This window comes from Pseudoalteromonas sp. MMG005 (assembly GCF_018101015.1).
GTDB classification, from domain to species: Bacteria; Pseudomonadota; Gammaproteobacteria; order Enterobacterales; family Alteromonadaceae; genus Pseudoalteromonas; species Pseudoalteromonas aurantia.
The window spans coordinates 1-20,345 of the sequence record NZ_JAGJEK010000004.1 but is presented as its reverse complement, the minus strand read 5'-3'; the positions used below and the strand labels follow the sequence as shown (position 1 = coordinate 20,345).

The 20,345-nt window shown below is 41.4% G+C and carries 23 protein-coding genes; 19 read left to right on the top strand and 4 right to left on the bottom strand.

Features of this window, described 5'->3' with window-relative positions; translation table 11 throughout:
* The 12 genes from gspD (at position 1) to J8M01_RS04400 (ending at position 10,941) form a co-directional block, all read left to right on the top strand.
* Positions 1 to 2,070: a type II secretion system secretin GspD gene (gene gspD, locus J8M01_RS04455; RefSeq protein ID WP_211057158.1), complete on the top strand. Its 2,070-nt coding sequence runs from the start codon at positions 1 to 3 to the stop codon at positions 2,068 to 2,070.
* Positions 2,063 to 3,598, top strand: coding sequence for a type II secretion system ATPase GspE (gene gspE / locus J8M01_RS04450; protein ID WP_247670991.1), 1,536 nt, complete (start codon positions 2,063 to 2,065; stop codon positions 3,596 to 3,598). The genes gspD and gspE overlap by 8 nt, the downstream gene beginning before the upstream one ends.
* A gap of 2 nt (positions 3,599 to 3,600) precedes the next feature.
* Positions 3,601 to 4,827, top strand: coding sequence for a type II secretion system inner membrane protein GspF (gene gspF, locus J8M01_RS04445; protein ID WP_211057157.1), 1,227 nt, complete (start codon positions 3,601 to 3,603; stop codon positions 4,825 to 4,827).
* Between the two features lie 62 nt (positions 4,828 to 4,889).
* A complete protein-coding gene (gene gspG, locus J8M01_RS04440; RefSeq protein ID WP_192509000.1) occupies positions 4,890 to 5,315 on the top strand; it encodes a type II secretion system major pseudopilin GspG in 426 nt (141 codons plus the stop codon).
* A gap of 14 nt (positions 5,316 to 5,329) precedes the next feature.
* On the top strand, positions 5,330 to 5,917 hold the full coding sequence (locus tag J8M01_RS04435) for a prepilin-type N-terminal cleavage/methylation domain-containing protein (protein WP_210996315.1): 588 nt from the start codon (positions 5,330 to 5,332) through the stop codon (positions 5,915 to 5,917).
* A complete protein-coding gene (gspI, locus tag J8M01_RS04430; RefSeq protein ID WP_192508998.1) occupies positions 5,914 to 6,288 on the top strand; it encodes a type II secretion system minor pseudopilin GspI in 375 nt (124 codons plus the stop codon). The genes J8M01_RS04435 and gspI overlap by 4 nt, the downstream gene beginning before the upstream one ends.
* Positions 6,289 to 6,290: 2 nt before the next feature.
* Positions 6,291 to 6,932: a type II secretion system minor pseudopilin GspJ gene (gene gspJ / locus J8M01_RS04425; RefSeq protein ID WP_211052166.1), complete on the top strand. Its 642-nt coding sequence runs from the start codon at positions 6,291 to 6,293 to the stop codon at positions 6,930 to 6,932.
* Positions 6,929 to 7,909: a type II secretion system minor pseudopilin GspK gene (gene gspK, locus J8M01_RS04420; protein ID WP_210996314.1), complete on the top strand. Its 981-nt coding sequence runs from the start codon at positions 6,929 to 6,931 to the stop codon at positions 7,907 to 7,909. The genes gspJ and gspK overlap by 4 nt, the downstream gene beginning before the upstream one ends.
* Complete coding sequence (gspL, locus tag J8M01_RS04415; protein WP_192508996.1) at positions 7,906 to 9,114, top strand: type II secretion system protein GspL; 1,209 nt, start codon at positions 7,906 to 7,908, stop codon at positions 9,112 to 9,114. The genes gspK and gspL overlap by 4 nt, the downstream gene beginning before the upstream one ends.
* Positions 9,111 to 9,584, top strand: coding sequence for a type II secretion system protein M (locus tag J8M01_RS04410; protein WP_211052162.1), 474 nt, complete (start codon positions 9,111 to 9,113; stop codon positions 9,582 to 9,584). The genes gspL and J8M01_RS04410 overlap by 4 nt, the downstream gene beginning before the upstream one ends.
* A gap of 2 nt (positions 9,585 to 9,586) precedes the next feature.
* A complete protein-coding gene (locus tag J8M01_RS04405) occupies positions 9,587 to 10,345 on the top strand; it encodes a type II secretion system protein N (RefSeq protein WP_211057243.1) in 759 nt (252 codons plus the stop codon).
* A 2-nt stretch (positions 10,346 to 10,347) separates the two neighbouring features.
* Positions 10,348 to 10,941 (top strand): UPF0149 family protein, encoded by a 594-nt coding sequence (locus J8M01_RS04400; RefSeq protein WP_192508994.1) that lies wholly within the window; start codon positions 10,348 to 10,350, stop codon positions 10,939 to 10,941.
* A gap of 197 nt (positions 10,942 to 11,138) precedes the next feature.
* On the opposite strand, the gene J8M01_RS04395 is transcribed toward J8M01_RS04400, so the two are convergent.
* Together J8M01_RS04395 and J8M01_RS04390 are read right to left on the bottom strand one after the other, a co-directional pair.
* Positions 11,139 to 11,342, bottom strand: coding sequence for a hypothetical protein (locus J8M01_RS04395; protein WP_192508993.1), 204 nt, complete (start codon positions 11,340 to 11,342; stop codon positions 11,139 to 11,141).
* Positions 11,343 to 11,353: 11 nt separating this feature from the next.
* On the bottom strand, positions 11,354 to 11,701 hold the full coding sequence (locus tag J8M01_RS04390; RefSeq protein WP_211057156.1) for a hypothetical protein: 348 nt from the start codon (positions 11,699 to 11,701) through the stop codon (positions 11,354 to 11,356).
* Positions 11,702 to 11,982: 281 nt separating this feature from the next.
* Between J8M01_RS04390 and ccoG the strand changes: the two genes are divergently transcribed.
* The 5 genes from ccoG to J8M01_RS04365 all read left to right on the top strand — a co-directional run bounded on the left by ccoG (position 11,983) and on the right by J8M01_RS04365 (position 16,252).
* Positions 11,983 to 13,410: a cytochrome c oxidase accessory protein CcoG gene (ccoG, locus tag J8M01_RS04385; RefSeq protein ID WP_210996309.1), complete on the top strand. Its 1,428-nt coding sequence runs from the start codon at positions 11,983 to 11,985 to the stop codon at positions 13,408 to 13,410.
* Positions 13,411 to 13,477: 67 nt separating this feature from the next.
* Positions 13,478 to 14,452: a serine/threonine protein kinase gene (locus tag J8M01_RS04380; protein WP_211057155.1), complete on the top strand. Its 975-nt coding sequence runs from the start codon at positions 13,478 to 13,480 to the stop codon at positions 14,450 to 14,452.
* A 15-nt stretch (positions 14,453 to 14,467) separates the two neighbouring features.
* Positions 14,468 to 15,091: a thiol:disulfide interchange protein DsbA/DsbL gene (locus J8M01_RS04375; protein WP_192508989.1), complete on the top strand. Its 624-nt coding sequence runs from the start codon at positions 14,468 to 14,470 to the stop codon at positions 15,089 to 15,091.
* Between the two features lie 15 nt (positions 15,092 to 15,106).
* Complete coding sequence (locus J8M01_RS04370) at positions 15,107 to 15,736, top strand: thiol:disulfide interchange protein DsbA/DsbL (RefSeq protein WP_192508988.1); 630 nt, start codon at positions 15,107 to 15,109, stop codon at positions 15,734 to 15,736.
* Positions 15,737 to 15,796: 60 nt separating this feature from the next.
* Entirely contained in the window at positions 15,797 to 16,252 is a 456-nt protein-coding gene (locus J8M01_RS04365) for a DUF523 domain-containing protein (protein ID WP_211057153.1), read from the top strand.
* A gap of 9 nt (positions 16,253 to 16,261) precedes the next feature.
* Here J8M01_RS04365 and trmA read toward each other — a convergent pair whose 3' ends face one another.
* Positions 16,262 to 17,359 carry a tRNA (uridine(54)-C5)-methyltransferase TrmA gene (gene trmA, locus J8M01_RS04360; RefSeq protein ID WP_192508987.1) on the bottom strand — a complete coding sequence of 366 codons (1,098 nt, stop codon included), beginning with the start codon at positions 17,357 to 17,359 and terminating at the stop codon, positions 16,262 to 16,264.
* A 186-nt stretch (positions 17,360 to 17,545) separates the two neighbouring features.
* Between trmA and J8M01_RS04355 the strand changes: the two genes are divergently transcribed.
* Together J8M01_RS04355 and murI are read left to right on the top strand one after the other, a co-directional pair.
* Positions 17,546 to 18,640 carry a DUF5610 domain-containing protein gene (locus J8M01_RS04355; protein ID WP_211057152.1) on the top strand — a complete coding sequence of 365 codons (1,095 nt, stop codon included), beginning with the start codon at positions 17,546 to 17,548 and terminating at the stop codon, positions 18,638 to 18,640.
* Between the two features lie 73 nt (positions 18,641 to 18,713).
* The gene (gene murI, locus J8M01_RS04350) at positions 18,714 to 19,502 is read left to right on the top strand and encodes a glutamate racemase (protein ID WP_211057151.1); all 789 of its coding nucleotides are present in this window, start codon (positions 18,714 to 18,716) and stop codon (positions 19,500 to 19,502) included.
* Here murI and J8M01_RS04345 read toward each other — a convergent pair.
* Complete coding sequence (locus J8M01_RS04345; protein WP_192508984.1) at positions 19,492 to 19,959, bottom strand: RNA-binding protein; 468 nt, start codon at positions 19,957 to 19,959, stop codon at positions 19,492 to 19,494. The genes murI and J8M01_RS04345 overlap by 11 nt on opposite strands.
* Between the last annotated feature and the right edge of the window lie 386 nt (positions 19,960 to 20,345).

Genomic DNA, 20,345 nt, shown 5'->3' with positions numbered 1-20,345 from the left:
ATGGGTAATAAGCTACACCTCACAAAAATCAAAAAAGGGTTAGCTAAGTATGCAGCTCTAATGATTGCCGCTGGTCTGTCTTTATCGGTGTCTGCCATTGAGTACGCTGCCAACTTTAAAGGAACTGACATCAACGAATTTATTAATATCGTTGGTAAAAACTTAAACAAAACCATTATTATCGACCCAAACGTGCGTGGCAATATCAATGTACGTAGTTATGAGTTGATGGATGAGTCAATTTATTATCAGTTCTTCCTGAATGTGTTAGAAGTGTATGGCTACTCTGTTATGGAGATGGACAGCGGGGTACTGAAAGTTGTCCGTAGTTCTGATGGTAAAAAAGGGAATGTGCCATTAGTCAAAGGCAAAGAATTTGGTAACGGCGATGTGATGGTGACGCGCGTTGTACGTGTAAAGAACGTCAGCGTACAAGAGCTCGGGCCCTTGATCAGGCAGTTCAGTGACCAAAAAGATGGCGGTCATGTGACCAATTTTAGTTCTGCGAACGTGATGATGCTAACAGGGCATGCGGCATCGGTTAATAGGCTTGTTGATATTATTAAGTCAGTAGACCAAGCAGGTGATAAGCGTGTTGAAATTATTAAATTACACCATGCCACCGCCGATGATGTGGTTAAAGTAGTTGAAAGTATTTATAAAGGCACCGGTAAAAACAGCGTGCCTGAGTTCTTAATTCCTAAAGTCGTTGCCGATGGCAGAACCAACAGTGTTATCGTCAGTGGCGAGTCTCAAGCACGCAGCCGTGCGACTGAATTGATTAAACGATTAGACGGCGAGTTGGAAAGCCAAGGTAATACTAAAGTATTTTATTTAAATTATGCTAAGGCTGAAGATTTAGTCAAAGTATTGCAAGGCGTGAGTAAAACCTTGCAAGAAGAATCTAAGGGCAGCAATAACAAAACCCGTTCACGCAGTAATCGTAACGATACCAGTATTGAAGCGCATCCAGATTCAAACTCACTGGTTATCACAGCACAGCCAGATACCATGCGTTCACTCACCTCGGTCATTGAAAAGTTAGATATTCGCCGTGCACAGGTATTGGTTGAAGCCATTGTGGTGGAAGTACAAGAAGGTGACGGTGTTAACTTTGGGCTACAGTGGATCTCTGAAAAAGGCGGTATGCTGCAGTTTAATAATGGCAGTACGGTGCCTGTAGGGTCATTAGCCGTTGCGGCAAGACAAGCACAAGATAAAGATATAAAGAAAAATATTACAGGATCTGAATCAGGCAATACCAATGAGTTTATTGAAACACGAGAAGGTGACCTTGGTCCATTAGGTCAGTTACTAGGTGGTGTAAATGGCCTCGCGATGGGGATTGTCAAAAACGATTGGGGTGCAATAGTCCAAGCGATTTCGACTGATACGAAATCTAATATTTTAGCGACGCCTTCTATTACCACCATGGACAATGAAGAAGCATCGATGATTGTGGGTCAAGAAGTGCCTATTATTACCGGATCTACGTCGGGTGACAATAACTCTAACCCATTCCAAACGGTTGACCGCCAAGAAGTGGGTATTAAGCTCAAAGTGACACCACAAATCAATGACGGCAGCGCAGTACAGCTGACCATTGAACAGGAAGTGTCGAGTGTCAGTGGTGCAACTGCGGTTGATATTTCTGTGAATAAGCGCGCCATTAATACCACAGTGATTGCAGATGACGGTGGCATGGTTATTCTCGGTGGTTTGATAGATGAAGATGTGCAAGAAAGCGTGTCAAAAGTACCGTTACTAGGCGATATTCCATTTATTGGCCATTTATTTAAATCAACCAATACCAAAAAGAGCAAGCGTAACTTATTGGTCTTTATTCGCCCGACCATTGTGCGTGACAGTCGCAGTATGAATGAGTTGAGTCATGCGAAATATAACTTTATTCGCAGTGAGCAGGTAAAGCGTAATGAAGATGGCATTCAATTAATGCCGTCAGAAGATACCCCTGTGCTACCAGAGTGGAATGATGCCTTGGTATTACCACCGACTTACGAAGAGTTTTTAAGTGGCAAAAACAAGCAAGAGCAAGAAAACAATGACTGATAGCCAAGTTGATGTTCTCGCAGAGGACCATACTGCCGAACTAGATAATGCGCAGGTAATTCGTTTACGCTTGCCATTTGCTTATGCGCGCCGCGAAGGCATTTTGCTCAGTGACACGCCTGATGGTTTAAAAGTGTTTTATCGTGGCGAGCTGTCAGTTCCGGCATTACTGGAAGTACGCCGAGTTGCGGCAGAACCTTTTACGCTGGTACAACTTGAAGACGATAAATTTGAGTTATTGCTTGAAGAATCGTATCAGCGTGATAGCTCTGAAACGCAGCAAATGATGGAAGACATTGGCAACGAAGTTGACCTGTTTTCGTTGGCGGAAGAGTTACCGCAAACAGAAGATTTGTTGGCTGCGGATGATGATGCACCCATCATTAAATTGATCAATGCCATGCTCAGTGAAGCAATCAAAGAAGGTGCGTCTGATATTCACATCGAAACCTTTGAGCAAGACCTCGTGATCCGCTTTCGGGTTGACGGGGTGCTTAAAGAGGTACTCAAACCAAACCGTAAACTCGCCTCGTTACTCGTGTCGCGTATTAAGGTAATGGCTAAACTTGATATCGCCGAAAAACGCATTCCACAAGATGGTCGTATTAGTTTACGTATTGCTGGGCGCGCGGTAGATGTGCGGGTGTCGACCATGCCTTCTAGTTTTGGTGAGCGAGTGGTATTACGTTTACTGGATAAGAACAATGCCCGATTAGACCTAGAAGACTTAGGGATGACTGAGCGTAACCGAGAATTATTTGCCGGCATTATTAGTAAGCCTCACGGTATCATCTTAGTGACGGGCCCGACCGGTTCAGGTAAAAGTACCACGTTATATGCAGGTATGAGTCAGATAAACTCAAAAGATCGTAATATTCTGACGGTTGAAGATCCAATTGAATATGAAATTCCTGGTATTGGTCAGACGCAAGTTAATGCGAAAGTTGATATGACGTTTGCTCGGGGGCTACGCGCTATTTTGCGTCAAGATCCGGATGTGGTGATGGTCGGTGAGATCCGAGACTTAGAAACAGGCCAAATTGCCGTGCAAGCTTCATTAACGGGTCACCTTGTTATGTCGACACTACACACCAATACAGCGGCGGGTGCCATCACCCGTATGGAAGATATGGGGGTAGAACCGTTCTTACTGTCTTCTTCTTTATTAGGGGTGTTATCACAGCGCTTAGTCAGAACTTTATGTTCAAACTGTAAAGCCGGTCATCATGCTGATGACGGTGAATGTGAATTGTTAGGTATACCGAGCGGTCAGCAAACGACAATTTACCGCGCTGTAGGGTGCGAAGAGTGTAATTATAATGGCTATAAAGGCCGAACCGGTATTCATGAGTTACTGATTGTTGATGAACATATTCGTGAGCTTATTCATAACGGTAAAGGTGAGCAGGCGGTAGAGAAGTATATTCGTCAGCACAGTCCGAGTATTCGTCAAGATGGTTGTTCGCGTGTTTTAGACGGTAAAACAACGCTAGAAGAAGTATTGCGAGTGACTCGCGAGGAAGGATAAGCATGGCAGCATTTGAATACCGAGCTTTGGATGGCAAGGGCAAAGAAAAAAAAGGCATATTAGAGGCGGATACCGCTAAGCAAGTAAGACAAATGCTGCGCGAAAAAGCCATGATGCCTTTAGAGGTATTACCTGCGGCGGAGAAAGATAAGCAGCAGTCTTCTGAGGGAATACAGCTATTTAGAGGCTATAAGCCCTCAGTGGCCGATTTGGCATTGGTGACCCGCCAGCTTGCGACATTAATTCAATCATCGTTGCCGGTTGAAGCCGCAGTAATGGCGGTTGCTGAACAATGTGAAAAACCCAGACTAAAGCGCATGCTGATGTCGGTGCGCTCTAAAGTCGTTGAGGGTTACACCCTTGCTGATGGTATGTCAGAGTTTCCTCATGTATTTGATAACCTATATCGGGCTATGGTTGCTGCGGGTGAAAAATCAGGGCACCTAGATCAAGTATTGAATCGTCTTGCTGATTACACTGAACAACGTCAACATATGCGTAGCCAAATTACCCAAGCGATGGTTTATCCGACCATTTTGGTGATATTTGCGATTGCCATTGTCTCTGTATTACTAGGTACTGTGGTACCCCAGATATTAAAAACCTTCGAAAAGTCTAAGCAAGTATTGCCATGGACGACAGAATGGGTCATGGCCGCCAGTAACTTTGTTCAAAACTATTGGATGATTAGTCTCGTGGTTATTGTGGGTGGCATCTTTGGTATTAAGCAAGCGTTAAAGCGTCCGAAAGTGCGTTTTTGGTATGATAGCCAACTTATGATTTTACCCGGTATCGGCAAAGTCAGTCGCAGTATCAATACGGCGCGTTTTGCACGGACTTTAAGTATTTTATCCTCGAGTTCGGTCCCTTTATTAGAAGGGATGAAAATTGCCGGTAAAGTACTGGAGAATCAAAAGATTAAATTTGCTGTGGCTGAAGCTGCAACCCGAGTTAGTGAAGGTGCAAGTTTAAGAGCGGCGTTACATCAAACGAAATTATTCCCGCCAATGATGTTACATATGATCGCCAGTGGTGAAAAATCAGGCGAATTAGAACAGATGTTGGAGCGAGCAGCTAATAACCAGGATCGTGAATTTGAAAGTATGGTTAGTGTGTCATTGGCATTGTTAGAACCAGCAATGATTGCCAGCATGGCAGTAATCGTACTGTTTATTGTTATGGCTATTTTACAACCTATTATGGCAATGAACCAAGCAATTGGTTTGTAGTCAAAAATATCGATAATGTATATAAAAATACAAAGACATTAATAACTTTTGAGGTATAAATTGTGAATAAACAGTCAGGTTTCTCACTATTAGAAGTGATGGTAGTACTTGTGATCATTGGTATGATCATGTCTATTGTGGCACCCAATATCATGGGTCAGCAAGAAGAAGCGCAAATTGATAAAGCCCACTTAGATATTCAGCAACTTGAAGATGCGATGAGTATGTATAAGTTGAAAAATAAAAAATACCCTACCACAGAGCAGGGCCTTGAAGCATTGGTAAATGAAACAACAATAGACCCAGTGCCAAAGCGTTTCCCTGATGGTGGCTTTATTTCTAAATTACCAGAAGATCCGTGGGGTAGTCCTTACCAATTAGTTAGCCCAGGTGAAATGGGTAAAATTGATATCTTTTCAATGGGGCCAGACGGTGAAGTGGGTACCGAAGATGATATTGGTAACTGGGATCAAGAAGAGCAGCAATAAAAGCTGCATAGATTATGATAAAGCATCCTACCCTAACGCATAAATACCAACGAGGATTTAGTTTAATCGAAATCCTCGTGGTACTGACGATCATTGCTTTTGCGACCAAGTTGGTGACCTATAGTTTTGGCGGCGACATGGAAGAAGAGCTAGAAAAGCAGGCGCTCAGAACACATGGCATTATCAATTTAGCATCGGAATTTGCGGTGCTGAATCAAGTTGAACTTGGGTTTCACCTTGATAAGAAAACCCTAGAGTTTTTAGTGTTTGATGGGGAAAACTGGATAGCTTTTGATGCGGAAGAACTCTACAAGCCAATTAAATTTGAAGATGATTATAAGGTGAACTTGAACATTGAAGGATTAGATTGGGCACAAGATAACTTATTAGAGCAGTCAAATTGGCGCGCATTAATGGGGACTGGCGATGAGCAAAGCTTGCTTGAACTGAAGAAGCTAAAAGTACCTCAAGTCCTCTTGTTATCATCGGGTGAAGTCAGTGCCTTTCAACTAAGCCTTGAGTTGGATGACGACCCACAAAGCGTTTACTTTGTGGAAGGTGAGTTTGTAGCGCCTGTTAATTTACGCCGAGAGCCAGAATGAAGCAGAATACATTAGGCTTTACCTTACTAGAGGTGATGGTTGCGCTAAGCATATGTGCGATGGCAGGTATTGCGGCAATGCAGGTCACTGGAGAGCACATTACCCACATTGGCGCGTTAGAAGAACAAACTTATGCCTCTTGGGTCGCGGAAAATCAAATGGTCATGATGCGCGCCAGTGGTAAAAAATGGTCAGGGAAGAATAATGCCAAAGGGGAAGAAGAACTGGCTGGACAGAAGTGGTTTTGGCAGCAATCAGTGATAGCGACAGAAGATCCCAGTTTCGTTAAGGTGACGGTCACCGTTTATCAAGATGAAGCATTACAAACGTCGGTTTATGATCTCACTACCTTTATGTTGAAAGGCAAATGATAATGCGCCAACGAGGTTTTACTTTATTAGAAGTGATGGTTGCGCTGGGCATTTTAGCGTTTGTTATTTTAGCGACTCATCAAATATTAGACTCGACGTTGAAAGCCAAAGAAGCCTCTGAGGATGTTATTGGTGAATTAGAATCATTACAAACGACGTTTAGGTTAATGGACCAAGACTTTAATCAAATGACCAAGCGTGAAGTACGCAACGAGTCAGGTGATAGCAACGAAAGTTATATCATTCACGGGCGTTATGAGATGAATAGCCAATACGATGGTATTGTCTTTGTTCGTGATGGTTGGACAAATCCGATTAGCTTATTACCAAGGTCTGAGTTACAAGCCGTTGGGTACCGGGTGGTTGATGATAACTTAGAGCGTATTTATAGAATTTATGTGGATGAGCTTGATGGCTCAGAACCTCGCTCACAAATCGTATTAAAAAATGTGGAAGATCTAAAATTTGAGTTTTTAGATGATAAGCAAAAATGGCAAGAAGATTGGAAGAAAAAAGCCTTGCCGTTGGCGGTTGCCGTCACGCTGCAACTTAAAGATGCAGATCCTATTAGGCGTTTATTTTTAACCCCTGGAGATGGGAAAGAGCAGAGTGGGAATGAGCAGAACAGTGGAGATCGCTCATGAAGCAGCAGCGCGGCGCAGCACTTATCATTGTATTATTTATTGTCGCTTTGGCCGCGACTATCGCAGCTGAAATGGCGGCTAATTTAATGGTGCAAGTGCAAAGAGCACAAAATATTCAAACCCATCAACAAGCAAAATGGTATAGCTACGGTGCAGAAGAATTAGTGAAAAAGGTCTTACTGGAAAGTAAGAAAGAAGACACCGAAAAAGTACACCTTGATCAGCCTTGGGCACGTGAAGAAGTCCCTTACCCTGTTGATCAAGGGACATTAAGTGGGGAAGTGACAGACTTACAAGCTTGTTTGAATTTGAACGCGTTAGCAGCGCCAAAAGATAAGAATCAAGCGAACAATCAAACGAATCCAGCCCACAAAGCTTTATTAGAGCTGCTTAAAAATATTGAAGACCTTCCCTTAGATGAGAGTGAAGAAGCGTTAGCAGATAGTGTGTTTGATTGGTTGGATCAAGACAGTATTACATATCGCTCAGGCGCCGAAGAAGATGAATATATGTCTCGTAGGACTCCTTATCTGACAGCCAATAACTTGCTTGCCTCAGTTTCTGAATTACGGGTGATTAAGGGGTTTAATCCGTTAGTAATGAAAAAGCTGTTGCCCTATGTATGTGTTATACCAGGCAATACCGAATTAAAAGTGAATGTAAATACCATTAAATCAGAGCAAGCTTTATTACTCAGTGCGTTGATGAAAGGGCTATCTAAGTCCGAAGCTGAAGCGATTATTTCAGCGCGGCCAGAAAAGGGCTTTGATTCAGTCGATGAGTTTTACACGGAAGCTGCCAATCAAGGCGCTTCCAAAGACAGTAAATCGGATAAGGTATTTACCGTAGATAGTAATTATTTTAAGTTACGCGCGAAGGCCGAGTTTGATGAACGGCTTTTTACTATGACCTCAATTATACAAATAAACCAAGGTCAGGCGACTATACTAGCGCGCAAATTTGGAGGCGTACAGTGACAGAAAAATTGGTGATCCGAGTCGGACAGTCACACCAAAACTCAGTGCATTGGTTGATCTTTTCAACACATGATGAGCAAATAATCGCCAGTGGTGAACTGGCAAATGGTGCAGAGATAGGTGCACTGACAGAAAAAGCAGCACCACGAGATACCGTGTTGCTATTACCGAGTTCACAGGTGCAGCTCAAGTCAGTGGCATTGCCCACTAAATGGAACCGTAAGCTAGAACAAGCTTTGCCATTTATGCTTGAAGAGCAGCTGGCCTGTGATGTTGATGATGTTTTTATCGCCATTGGTAAGCCCGTCACTGATGGTGATCAACACAGTATTCAAATTGCTTTATGTGATCAAAAGTGGCTACAAGATTGGCTGGAGATATTTGATTCCGCCGAAATTGAGTTACATAGCATTGTGCCTGATGCGCTGTTATTGCCAGAACCGGAAGAAAATGCTTTAGCAATGGTTGAATTGGCAGATCAATGGTTATGTAGATTTGGGCAATGGCAGGTGAGTGCCATTGAAAAGAGCTGGGGTGCAGATTATTTACATGCACTTGCTCCTGCTGAAATAGCGCATTACAGTCCTGCTGATACTTTGCCAGATATTGCCCCTAAGGTAGCCAAAGAAAGCGAATATGATTTACCGTTGGCAATATTTGCTAAGCAACTAAAGCACCAAGGCTTTACACTGAGACAAGGGATATTTGCTGGTAAGAAAAAGCAGCCTCAATGGTGGCGTGATTGGCGCAGTGGGCTTATCGCAGCAAGCATTGCCGTGGTGTCGTTTATTGGGGTGAAAAGTACGCAACTAATTATGTTGCAGTCACAAGCGGATGCATACAAGGCTGAAGCTGTAACGGTATATCAAAAAGCGTTTCCTGGCAAAGTGGTTCGTCCCCACTTATTAAGACAGCAAATAAAAAATGAGTTAGCGGGATTGAGCGGCTCAGAGCAGGGGGGGTTTTTAGAGCTCACAAATCATTTTGTTGCCGTGTATGGTGAGGTTAAAAGCTTTACGCCTGAAACGATACGCTATGATCGTCGTCTTAATGAGTTGAGAGTACGTGCGCAAGCCGGTGGCTTTCAGGTATTTGGCCAAGTAAAAGCGATTTTAGAACAACGGGGCTTAAATGTGCAGCAAGGATCACTCAATAATGATGGCGATGTGGTTATTGGTGAGATCCGCTTGAGAGGTGAATCATGAAGCAACAAGCTATGAAGTATTGGCACTCGCTAAAAGAGCAAGAACAACGCTTGGTGATGGTTGCTGGCGGTATATTTATTATTTTCATTTTAGTGATGGGGATCTTTAGGCCGTTAAACGAGGGCGTTGAAAAAGCAAAAAAAGACAAACTTCGTCAACAAGAGCTCGTTGCTTGGGTAAATGCAAGTGTTGGCACCTTAAAATCGAGCGCTTCAACTAAGAATACGAACCGTGTTAACTTGTCACAATTGGTGAATCGAACTCGTGGGAAATATGGCATTAATATTAGTAAGATGCAGCCAAGTGATGGCTCACTGCGGGTGAATATTGATACGGTTGAATTTAATCAGCTTATTGCATGGATTGATGAGTTAACAAATACGCATGGCTTAACGGTTGAAAATCTTGATATTGCACAAGATGATTTACCCGGATTTGTTCGCGTTAGCAGATTGGTTTTAGAGAAGTGATGATGAAAAATATAATGGGCCTATTGTTGGCGTTTGTACTCGCATTTGTTGTATTTACAATCTATAGCATGCCGGCAGCGATACTTTTACAGTTATTAGAAAAAGAGCTTCCGCCTACGCTAAATATAGGCTCGGTATCGGGGACTGTTTGGCAAGGTAAAGTGAGTGAAATTCGAGTCAATAATATCCAGCTCAATAATGTTCGCTGGGATGTTCAGGCGAGTGCTTTACTTACCGGCAACTTGCAAGGCAAAATTAATTTTGGTAATGCCCGAGACAAGCAGGAGATTTCGGGAAATGGCCAATTCGTTGTGGGGCTCACAAATCAATCTATTGAGCTCAGTGATACCACAGTGAGATTTAGCGTTGAACAAGCAATGTCTCAAGTTACACTGCCGTTACCTGTACAGGCGAAAGGACGAGTTTTACTGGATATTGATACGTTCAATACCGGTGCACCTTATTGCAATGCGTTAGCTGGCGAGATCCGTAGTCCGGGTATTAGCGTACAAGGACTCACTGGTTGGTTTGACATTGGAGCTTTAGGCGGGTCTTTGAGTTGTAAATCAGGTAATATTTCGGTTTTGGTTGATCCAGATAATTCACTAGGCTTACAGGCGGATGCGACACTTGCAGAGCATTTTCAGTTCCGTGTAGCAGGAAATATAAAGCCACAGGCCTCTTTACCAAAAGAAGTGCACGATGCGGTAAAGTTTCTTGGTAGACCAGACTCTGATGGCCGTTATCCGGTGAACTTATAATTATGGATGGCATTGATTTTAAATATACTGCACAGCAACAAGCGGTGTTAAATCAGTACTTTTCAACGCGTGATACGGCATTTAATTTAGAACAGGTAGCTGGTTATTTTTTTGCTCAAATTTGCTCACCAGATGCAACGGAAGTTGAGCAATGGATGAAGGTAATAACCGCCGAAGATGATGCGATTTCTGAAGACGTGGTTTTTGCATTAATGGCATTACATCATGACATTAGTGAGCAGGTTTATAGCGATTGCTTTTGTTTAAAGTGGCATGAAGACACTCATTACCTTGATTGTCAGCAATGGAGTCGAGGGTTTTTATTGGGGGTTACCCCTTATTATGAGCGACTCATACATACCCAAGAAGTCAGTGAAGAGCTGAAACAAGCTTTACAAATGTCTACTGAGCAACTGAGCTTTTTTACCTTAGAAGAGTCGCAAGTTAAAACATATTGTCAGCAAACAAATACCGATATGACATTATTTATCCAACAACAAATGCAGCTGGCGGGCGAGTTTGCGGGTGGCTATGCACAGTTAATTGAAGCCACTGCAATAAGTAGTGGTTTATATGACTCTGAGAATGACTTTTAACTAACCTCAGGTTTGGGTAAGGGTTTTGGCATAGGAAATGTTTTGTAAACAAACTTACGTACAATCCAATGATGGTATTTTGTTCAATATCAAAGCGCTTTTATGCAGTAATAGCGGGCTATTACAAATGAACGCAACGCCGAGAGTGAGAAAAATAGCTTTATTGGGCAAAGTCGATTATCCAGAGCTGAGGTTAGCTAACCTAATTCTAACTCAATATGTGTGCAGCCTTGAGCGCAGCAAATAATGCCCTGTTGAGTGTTACTTGTCGCCAGATCAAGCGTTAATGGCTGTTGGCACGTTTCACATAAAATAGTTTTGCCTTTCCCCAGCTTTTTTAGAATAGTGCGTTGCTTATCGAAAGAGTGCGCGCGCTGCTTATTTAATTGACTAAAGTCCATTATCTGCCTTTTTATTTATTCAATATATTGCTAGTAACGTTACATACCTGCATGAGAGTAGGCGCGTATAAGTCAAGGTTGACGTCATTTTCTTCGCAATAACGTAAATGAAATTCACGTAATTTTTCATCGGTGGCCAGTGCTTCATTGATGTAACTTTGTTCTTGAGTGCTTAGAGAGACAGTGCGTGTAACGCTTTCCCTCGCTTGTTGTGCCGCAGGGCTGCGTGTTATTTTACTGGACTCACTTAATACATCTATCCCTTGATTTAGTAGTGTGTCGCGAGGTCCTTTAATCGACGGGTGATCAATGGTAAATAGCCCTAATATAATGATCACGAGTAGTAAAAATTTCTTCATAGCGGTAGTAACCTTGATCTTGATAGCTTAATTGCGGCTATTAGTGTAATAAAATGCTGCTTTTAAAAGCAAGTTTAGTGCTCAGAGACTGGATCAAATAATGCCATTTTATTCATTAATTAACCACCAAGCGCATCGTTTTATCGTAAAGTGTTGCTCAGTTTAGAGATTCTTGTGTGATTTTGTATCCATAACTTACTAAGCTTGCTTATAATATCCATATGAATAATAGGGTCACTGTAGCAAGTAACCTGTCGATCGTAGCGGCTTAAGGAGCTTAGATGGACAAGCAAATAAAGATTAAGAATATCCCATCCGAGGTCAAAATACAGAAACCGGATGACCTCCAACCTGATAGATTCAACCCTCGTAATCGTATTTATGTACGTGCGGTGAAAGGATTACATCAGTTACTACGGCAAAGAATCGGGTTTATTGGCATGCTGGCATTTATGGCGTTACCGTGGATCAGCTTTCATGGACAGCAAGCGGTATTATTTGATTTGTTTGAGCAAAAGTTCAATATTTTTGGTTTAACACTGCTCCCCCAAGATTTAACTATTTTGGCTTTTATTTTAATGATTGCCGCATTTGCTTTGTTTTTGGTCACGACTTTCTATGGTCGCGTATGGTGCGGTTATACATGCCCGCAAACGGTATGGACATTCATTTTTATTTGGTTTGAGGAAAAGTTTGAGGGCAAAGCTAATCAGCGTAAAAAGCTCGATCAACGAGAAATGAGCTTTGATAAATTTTGGCGAAAATCCGCTAAGCATATTAGTTGGGTGCTGTTTTCTTTGTATACCGCAATTACCTTTGCAGGCTACTTTACGCCTATTCGTACGTTATTACCTGAGTTATTGGCGCTGACAGCAAGCAGCTATGCCTTTTGGAGTATTGCTGTTTTTACGGTTTGCACTTATGGCAATGCAGGGTGGATGAGAGAAATTATGTGTTTACATATTTGTCCTTATTCACGTTTTCAGTCAGCGATGTTTGATAAAGATACTTTCACGGTAAGTTACGACGAAGCCAGAGGTGAGTCGAGAGGTCCTCGTTCTCGTAAGCAAGATCCAAAGGAGTTAGAACTTGGCGACTGTATTGACTGCAATTTGTGTGTACAAGTTTGTCCAACAGGTATAGACATACGGAACGGGTTGCAATATGAGTGTATCAATTGTGGGGCATGTATAGATGCCTGTGATGGCGTAATGGAAAAAATGAACTATGCTCCGGGTCTTATTTCTTACACAACAGAGCGGAATTTAGAGAGCTCAGCGGAACGCACTAAGCCCATCAGAGGGAAATTGGTTGGGTACTTACTCATCCTCATCGTTTTATGTGCAGCATTGGTGATGAATATTGCTATGCGCAAACCGATGGAGCTAGATATTATTCGTGATCGAAATCAACTTTATCGGGTTAACTTTGATGGCTTAGTAGAAAATACCTACACGCTAAAAGTGATTAATAAAGCACAATCCGCGCAAACATATACTGTTGAGATTAAAGGGCTCAGTCATTACCAAGTGATTGGTAAATTATCACTTCATGTCGAAGCGGGCCGTTCTATGAATTTACCTTTATCAGTGATCATTGATCCGTATGACTTAAACAAGCCAGTAACAGAGTTTACATTCGTTATTGCGCCAATAGATAACCCAGAACAGCAGTTATCACAACAGACTAACTTCTTTAAAGGAAGATAATTCAGTACACTACCTAGTATGAGTTAAAAGCGGGGTAAAGCCCGCTTTTTTAATATTTGAGAGTACTATGAGTGAATTTAGCTTTGCCAATTTAACACCAGACTTAATTCTCGATGCGATAGAAAGCATTGGCATTTATCCAGAATCGGGTTTGTTAGCATTGAACAGCTACGAAAATCGAGTCTATCAATTTAAAGCAGATGATAATTGCCGCTATGTTGTTAAGTTCTATCGACCCCAGCGTTGGACTAACGAGCAAATACATGAGGAGCACTCGTTTTCTCTTAATCTACTTGAAGCTGAAGTTCCTGTAGTTGCACCAATTGTGCGAGATGGCACCAGTTTATTTGAATATCAAGGTTACCGTTTTACGCTGTTTCTAAGTGTGGGGGGGAGACAATTTGAGATGGATAACTTAGATCAGCTTGAGATGCTAGGGCGCTATATTGGTCGTTTACATAGTGTTGCAGGAAATCATGTGTTCACTCATAGGCCAACAGTTAACACACAAGATTATTTACATCATGCCCGAGAGGCTATTTTATCTAGCCAGTTGTTGTCAAAATATATGGAAACGCCTTTTTTGACAATATTAGATCAGCTGATAGATAAAACGGAACAAACATATTATAAAACTGACCAAATCCGTTTGCATGGAGACTGTCATGCTGGCAATATCTTGTGGTCAAATGATAAATTGTTACTTGTCGACCTAGATGATTGTCGACAAGGTCCAGCGATTCAAGATCTCTGGATGATGTTAAATGGAGATAGACAAGAAAAAGCGATGCAGTTAGATACACTTCTGTGTGGCTATGAAGAATTTCAAAGTTTTGATCACCGTCAATTAGGTTTGATTGAACCTTTACGAGCGATGCGAATGGTGCATTATATGGGCTGGCTTGCGACTCGATGGCAAGATCCTGCATTTCCACGGAACTTTTCGTGGTTTGCTACAGACAAATACTGGGAGCAGCAGGTCTTAGCGTTAAAAGAACAATATGCGGTATTAAATGAACCCGCTATAAAACTAATTCCATAAATTTGAGAGAGACCGATGTTAAAGAAATTACAATTTGCAGTATTATTATTTTGTTTGCCCTTATTTGTTATGGCAGCCGATTTTACGGATGGTAAACATTACCAAACACTGACCACTGAAAAAAGTGCCTCACCAAAGGTAACTGAATTTTTCTCATTTTATTGTCCTCATTGTTTTCGTTTTGAACCTGTAGCGAAGGCTTTAGCGGATAATTTACCAAAAGGGGCTGTGTTTGAAAAAAGTCATGTAAATTTCCTTGGTGGCTTGTCTGCAGACGTACAAAGTAACTTAAGTTATGCCTACATTGTGGCTAAAAATGCCGGTAAGGGTGATGATATTGCTGCGAAACTGTTCGATAGTATTCATGTGAAAAAAGTGCCATTAGATAACATTACTGATTTAAAGAAGTTATTAGAGGTGAATGGTATTACGGGCGCACAGTTTGACGCCGCATTAGCAACCATGCCAGTGATCAGTGAAGAAAAAGCGATGCAAGATGCACAAGAAAAGTTTTCAAAGGCGGGAGCGCTAACAGGTGTACCTACCTTTATAGTAAATGATAAATATAAAATTAATGTGAGTGAGTTACAAAGCCAAGACGAATTAAATGACTTAGTAAAACACTTATTAAAAAAATAAGGATTGGAGAATTTAATGTTAAAAGTAATTAAAGCGGCAGCGGTAGCGATGATGATGCCGATGCTGGCCAATGCGGCTGTATTTGAAGAGGGCGTTCATTATGAAGTGATCTCAGAGCGCGGCACTAAAAAACCAGAAGTAACGGAGTACTTTTCGTTCTATTGCCCAGCATGTAATGCATTTGAACCCTTGATTGCTAAAGTTAAGCCGAAACTAAATGAAGGTGTTAAGTTCAAAAAAAGCCATGTTGATTTTGTTGGTACGCGAGATGAAAAATTGCAGAAGATTATGAGCAATGCGTTAGCTACCGCAGAGGTGCTGCCACAAAAAGATAAAATCGTGACTGCTATTTTCACTCATTTGCACGGTACGCGCGGTAAAATTAATGAACTTGCTGATATGAAAGATATTTTTGTCGCGCAAGGCGTTGATGGTGAGAAGTTTGATAAACTGTATAAGAGCTTTTCGGTACGTACAAAAGCATCGAAAATGGTCAGAATGCAAAAGCAAATGCAAGATAAGCGTGCTTTGACAGGCGTTCCTACTTTTATTGTGAATGGTAAATATAAGCTGCGTTTACGCGAGTCTAAAACAACCACACCAGAGCAAATTAGTGAACTAATCAATTACCTTGCTGCAAAGTAAATATTTGTTAGACTTAAAAAGCCCCGCATAAGCGGGGTTTTTTTGTTTAGGAGAGTCACGATGGAAAAGGTTTTGGTGTCGAGTTGTTTGCTTGGGCAGCCGGTTCGATATGATGGTCAGGCACAGCGGCTGAGCGACCCGTTTATATCTCAGCTGTGTGAGCAACAACGCGTGGTATCATTTTGTCCAGAGGTGGCCGGTGGGTTACCTACTCCTAGAGACGCAGCCGAAATTTTGATGCCACAGATAATTACTGTAACAGGAGTTGACGTGTCAGATGAATTTGCAAGAGGTGCAAAATTGGCTTTAAATCACTGTTTAGCAAGCAATATACGTTTTGCTTTGTTGAAGGAGTCGAGCCCATCATGCGGCAGAAATACGATTTATGATGGGTCGTTTACAGGTAATAAAGTCGCAGGCATGGGTTGGACTGCGAAGCTTTTAGAGCAAAATGGTATTCGTGTTTTTAGTGAGGAGCAGATCCCAGCACTGAGTAAAGCGCTGAGATCACTTTAATGAAAGCGCTTATTTACGTTGTAGAAATACACCTGACTCAACATGGTGGGTGTATGGGAACTGATCAAAAATAGCGATACGCGAAACACTATGCGTTTCACAGAGTAACTCTAAATCACGTTCGAGTGTATCTGGGTTACATGAAATGTAAATCACATTGTCGTAATTGGCGACAAGACGGCAGGTTAGTTCGTCCATGCCAGCTCGGGGTGGGTCAACTAGGATTGTTTGACAGTTGTAATCTTTAAGTTCAATGCCATTTAATCGCGAAAAACTACGTTCGCCTTTCATCGCCTGGGTAAATTCTTCACTAGACATTCGTAAGATATCCAAGTTGTTTACCTTATTTGCGGCAATATTAAATTGTGCAGAGTGAACTGACGGTTTAGATATTTCTGTTGCGAGCACTTTATTAAAACTACCTGCCAGAGCAATCGAAAAATTCCCGTTACCACAATATAACTCAAGTAAGTCGTTCTCTAATGGTACACAGAGTGACTGTGCCCAGGCGAGCATCTTCTCATTCACTACGGCATTAGGTTGGGTAAAGCTATTCTCAACTTGTTGGTAGGTATAGGTCTGTCCATTGACATTTAATTGTTCGGTCACATAATCATGTTCGAAGATCACTTTTTGTTTTCTAGCACGCCCAATAAAATCAACTTTATAGGTTTGCTTTAATTCAGTCCGTAGCGTCTCCATTGCTGCTTGCCACTGTTCGTCTAGTGGTTTGTGATAAAGTAAACTAATGAGAATCTCTCCACTTAGCGTAGATAGGTAATCAATCTGAAACAGCTTACGACGCAGTATTTCATTGTGACGTAATTTGTCCATCATAACGGACATTAGCTCACTGATAAGGGGGGCAGCTGGATCGAATTGTTCAACGCGTATTTTCTGTTTCGTCGCTTGATCAAACATGATGTGGTATAGATCATCACCTTCATGCCATACTCTAAATTCAGCGCGTTGGCGATACTGTGTTTTCGGAGAATCGTATACCTCTAAATCAGGAGCATCAAAACGCGCGAATTGTTGAGAAATACGCTGCTGCTTTTCTTCAAGTTGCTGGGCATAAGTGGAAGTATCAATTGTTATGACGGCCATGATCAGAATTACCTTACTATATAGAGACGCGCTATTTTAGGCACCGTTAGAGATTTGTCCAGTGTATCGCGAAAAACGCGCTTATTTTCTATACTAAATAACTTAAGCTTTATTTAAACCTGCCGATAATAAAGGCATTGTAGTTGGCTCTTTTAGCCTACTAGTTTCACCGTGTGGAGCCACATTATGAAAATAGGACAACTTAATCAATTGCTTAACCCTGCCAGCTCGTTTAGAGCAGGGAATAGCAAACCATTTATGCCGACCATTCAGAATAATGCAGATAGTTACTCTGGAGACAAAAGTAAATTGGCTGCAAAGTTTTTAGACGACAAGCTTGCTGAAGCTCTTGGTATTGAGAAAAAACCAGAAAAAGAGAAGCCACTGTTTGACTTTGAGTCGATTGTCAAAAATGTTTTGGATTTTGTGAAAGGCGCAGTTAATAAAGCTAAAGCAGACGGTAAAGACGATGACGAACTACGAAATATGCTAGGGGAGGCGCGCAAAGGTGTGCTGATGGGCATAGACGAAGCAACGGATGAGCTAAAAGAAAGTAGTATTTTTAATGATGAGATTGGCGAAGGTATTGCAAAGTCTAAAGAGGGTATTTTTAATGGCTTAGATGAATTCGAAAAGTCATTGTTTGAACCTCAACCAGACAAAATGTCAGTAAGTGCAGCGCAATATGCGAGTTTAGCAAACCAAGCTGATTATACTTTTACGACGGCAGAAGGGGATGAAGTACAAATTACTTTTAGTGACGCTTATTCTCAGAGCCAAGGTGCGAGTTATGCAAAAGGGGGCAACCGAGAAGGCTTTGCGTATGCTGAGCAAAATAGGCAAGAAGTGAGCTTTTCGATCAGTGTGAATGGAGATCTGAACGAAGATGAGCAAAAAGGCATTAATGAGATGATGAAAGATATTCGAGACGTCAGCGACTCTTTCTTCGGCGGCGACTATGATGAAGCATTCGACAAAGCAAAAGAGTTGAATATAGGCAGTGACCAAATAGCTAACTTTACGATGGATTTGAGGCAAACTAAAACTACTGCGGCAATTAGCCAATATCAACAAAGTAATCCGCTTAAAGATTTAGAGAAAGCACTACAACCTCTAGATAAACAATTAGAAACGATCAATGAAACTGCAAAGTCGTTTGGATTAGAGAGCCAACTGCCAGATATTTTGGAATGGATGAATCATGGTCAAGATAGGCTTAATAATTTTTTAGACTATGCTGAGGGTTTTTTTACGCAATTGAATAAGCCTCAAGAGCGTTAGCGATAATTAGGGATTCATTTTCTGCTTTGTGCGTGGCACACTGCGCGTCACTTTATAATGGCGGAGTATAGTTGTGTCACCACATGTATTGGTATTTGATTCGGGGATTGGTGGAACCAGTATTTTACAGCATCTTGAATCTAAGCTCCCACATGCACAATTTAGTTATGTGATGGATAACGCACTATTACCGTATGGTTTACAATCAGAAGCTGTTATTAAATCGAGACTTGCAGCGTTAGTTACACGCATTAAAGAATTAGATCTTCAAGTGGATCTCATTGTTATTGCATGTAATACGGCGTCAACCGCAGCACTAAATGCAACACGTCAATTAACGAATATTCCAATTGTTGGGGTCGTACCAGCGATCAAACCCGGTGTATTGCTGAGTAGCTCAAAGCATATCGCCTTGTTGGCAACGCCCGCAACATCAAGCAATGCATATACGTACGGACTCATAGAGGAGTTTGCACAGAATTGTAAAGTTGACTTACATCATTCAACCGTTTTAGTGTCGTTAGCCGAAGCTGCTTATTGGCAACAAGAGCTTGACAATAATGTGGTATTTGCTGAACTTCAAACACTCAATATTGATCAGAGTGTAGACGTCATTGTACTTGGTTGTACGCATTTCCCTATTTTAAAAGCTGCTTTGGCATCATTTTATGGCAGTAACGTTAAACTTGTGGATTCAGGAGAGGCAATTGCTCGACGTGTGTTGTCTATTTTGGCACATCCAAATAATACAAAAGGGTTTAGCGAAGAGAGAATAAAAAAGCCATTACAATTTTATGCAACGGCTCCTGATAAAGTAAGATCTGATGATCGTGTCATCTTGCAGTTAAACCTTAGCTATTAGCCTCTTCTTCTTCCGCATCATACTGCTTTTGTTTTGCAGCTCTTACTTTAAGCGTTCTTTGTTGGAACTCTTGGTCGTTTAATGCTGAAATAGCTTTGTCAGCATCTTGCTCGGCCATTTCTACAAAGCCAAAACCACGACGTTTACCTGTGTTTTTGTCTTTTAATAGACGAACGCTAAAAACTTGTCCTTGTTCTGAAAATAATTCTCGTACGATGCCTTCATTGGCTTTATAAGGCAAATTGCCCACGTAGAGAGTTTTAGTTTTAACTTCTTGCTTTGCTTCTTGCGGCTCATTAGAAGTAAATATAACAACTAAACCTCCTAAAAGAATACCAGCAGCAAATAAGATAGGTGCGCTTAATGCAATATTAGAAAAAACAAATTGCAACGTAAGAAAACCAAAGACAGCAAGTGCAATGGTGATTATAAAAGGCTTTTGATCCGATGATTTCATAATTGATCTACCAATAAACAGGGGATAAACATTAATTTAACAAAACGAGTGGCTATATTAGCGATATATATAAACTTCGCAATAATAAAACTGCAATTAACGAAGAATACTGCATTAAAAATAAGCGAAAATGGAAAATATTGCGAACTTTGCGCTTTTTTTGTTCGAACAAGTAGAAACTTAAAAAAAAGACTTGATCAAAAAAAGGATCTCCCTATAATGCGACCCCACTGACACGGAGCAACACGCTGAAAAGCAAAATGAAACGAGGTCAGCGTCAAGTGAAACTTAATTTTAAAAACTTTTAACTTTAAGTGTTGACAAAAAAATAGGAAAGCGTAATATGCGCAGCCCTAGCGAGATAAAGCAAAGCGCTTAATCATCGT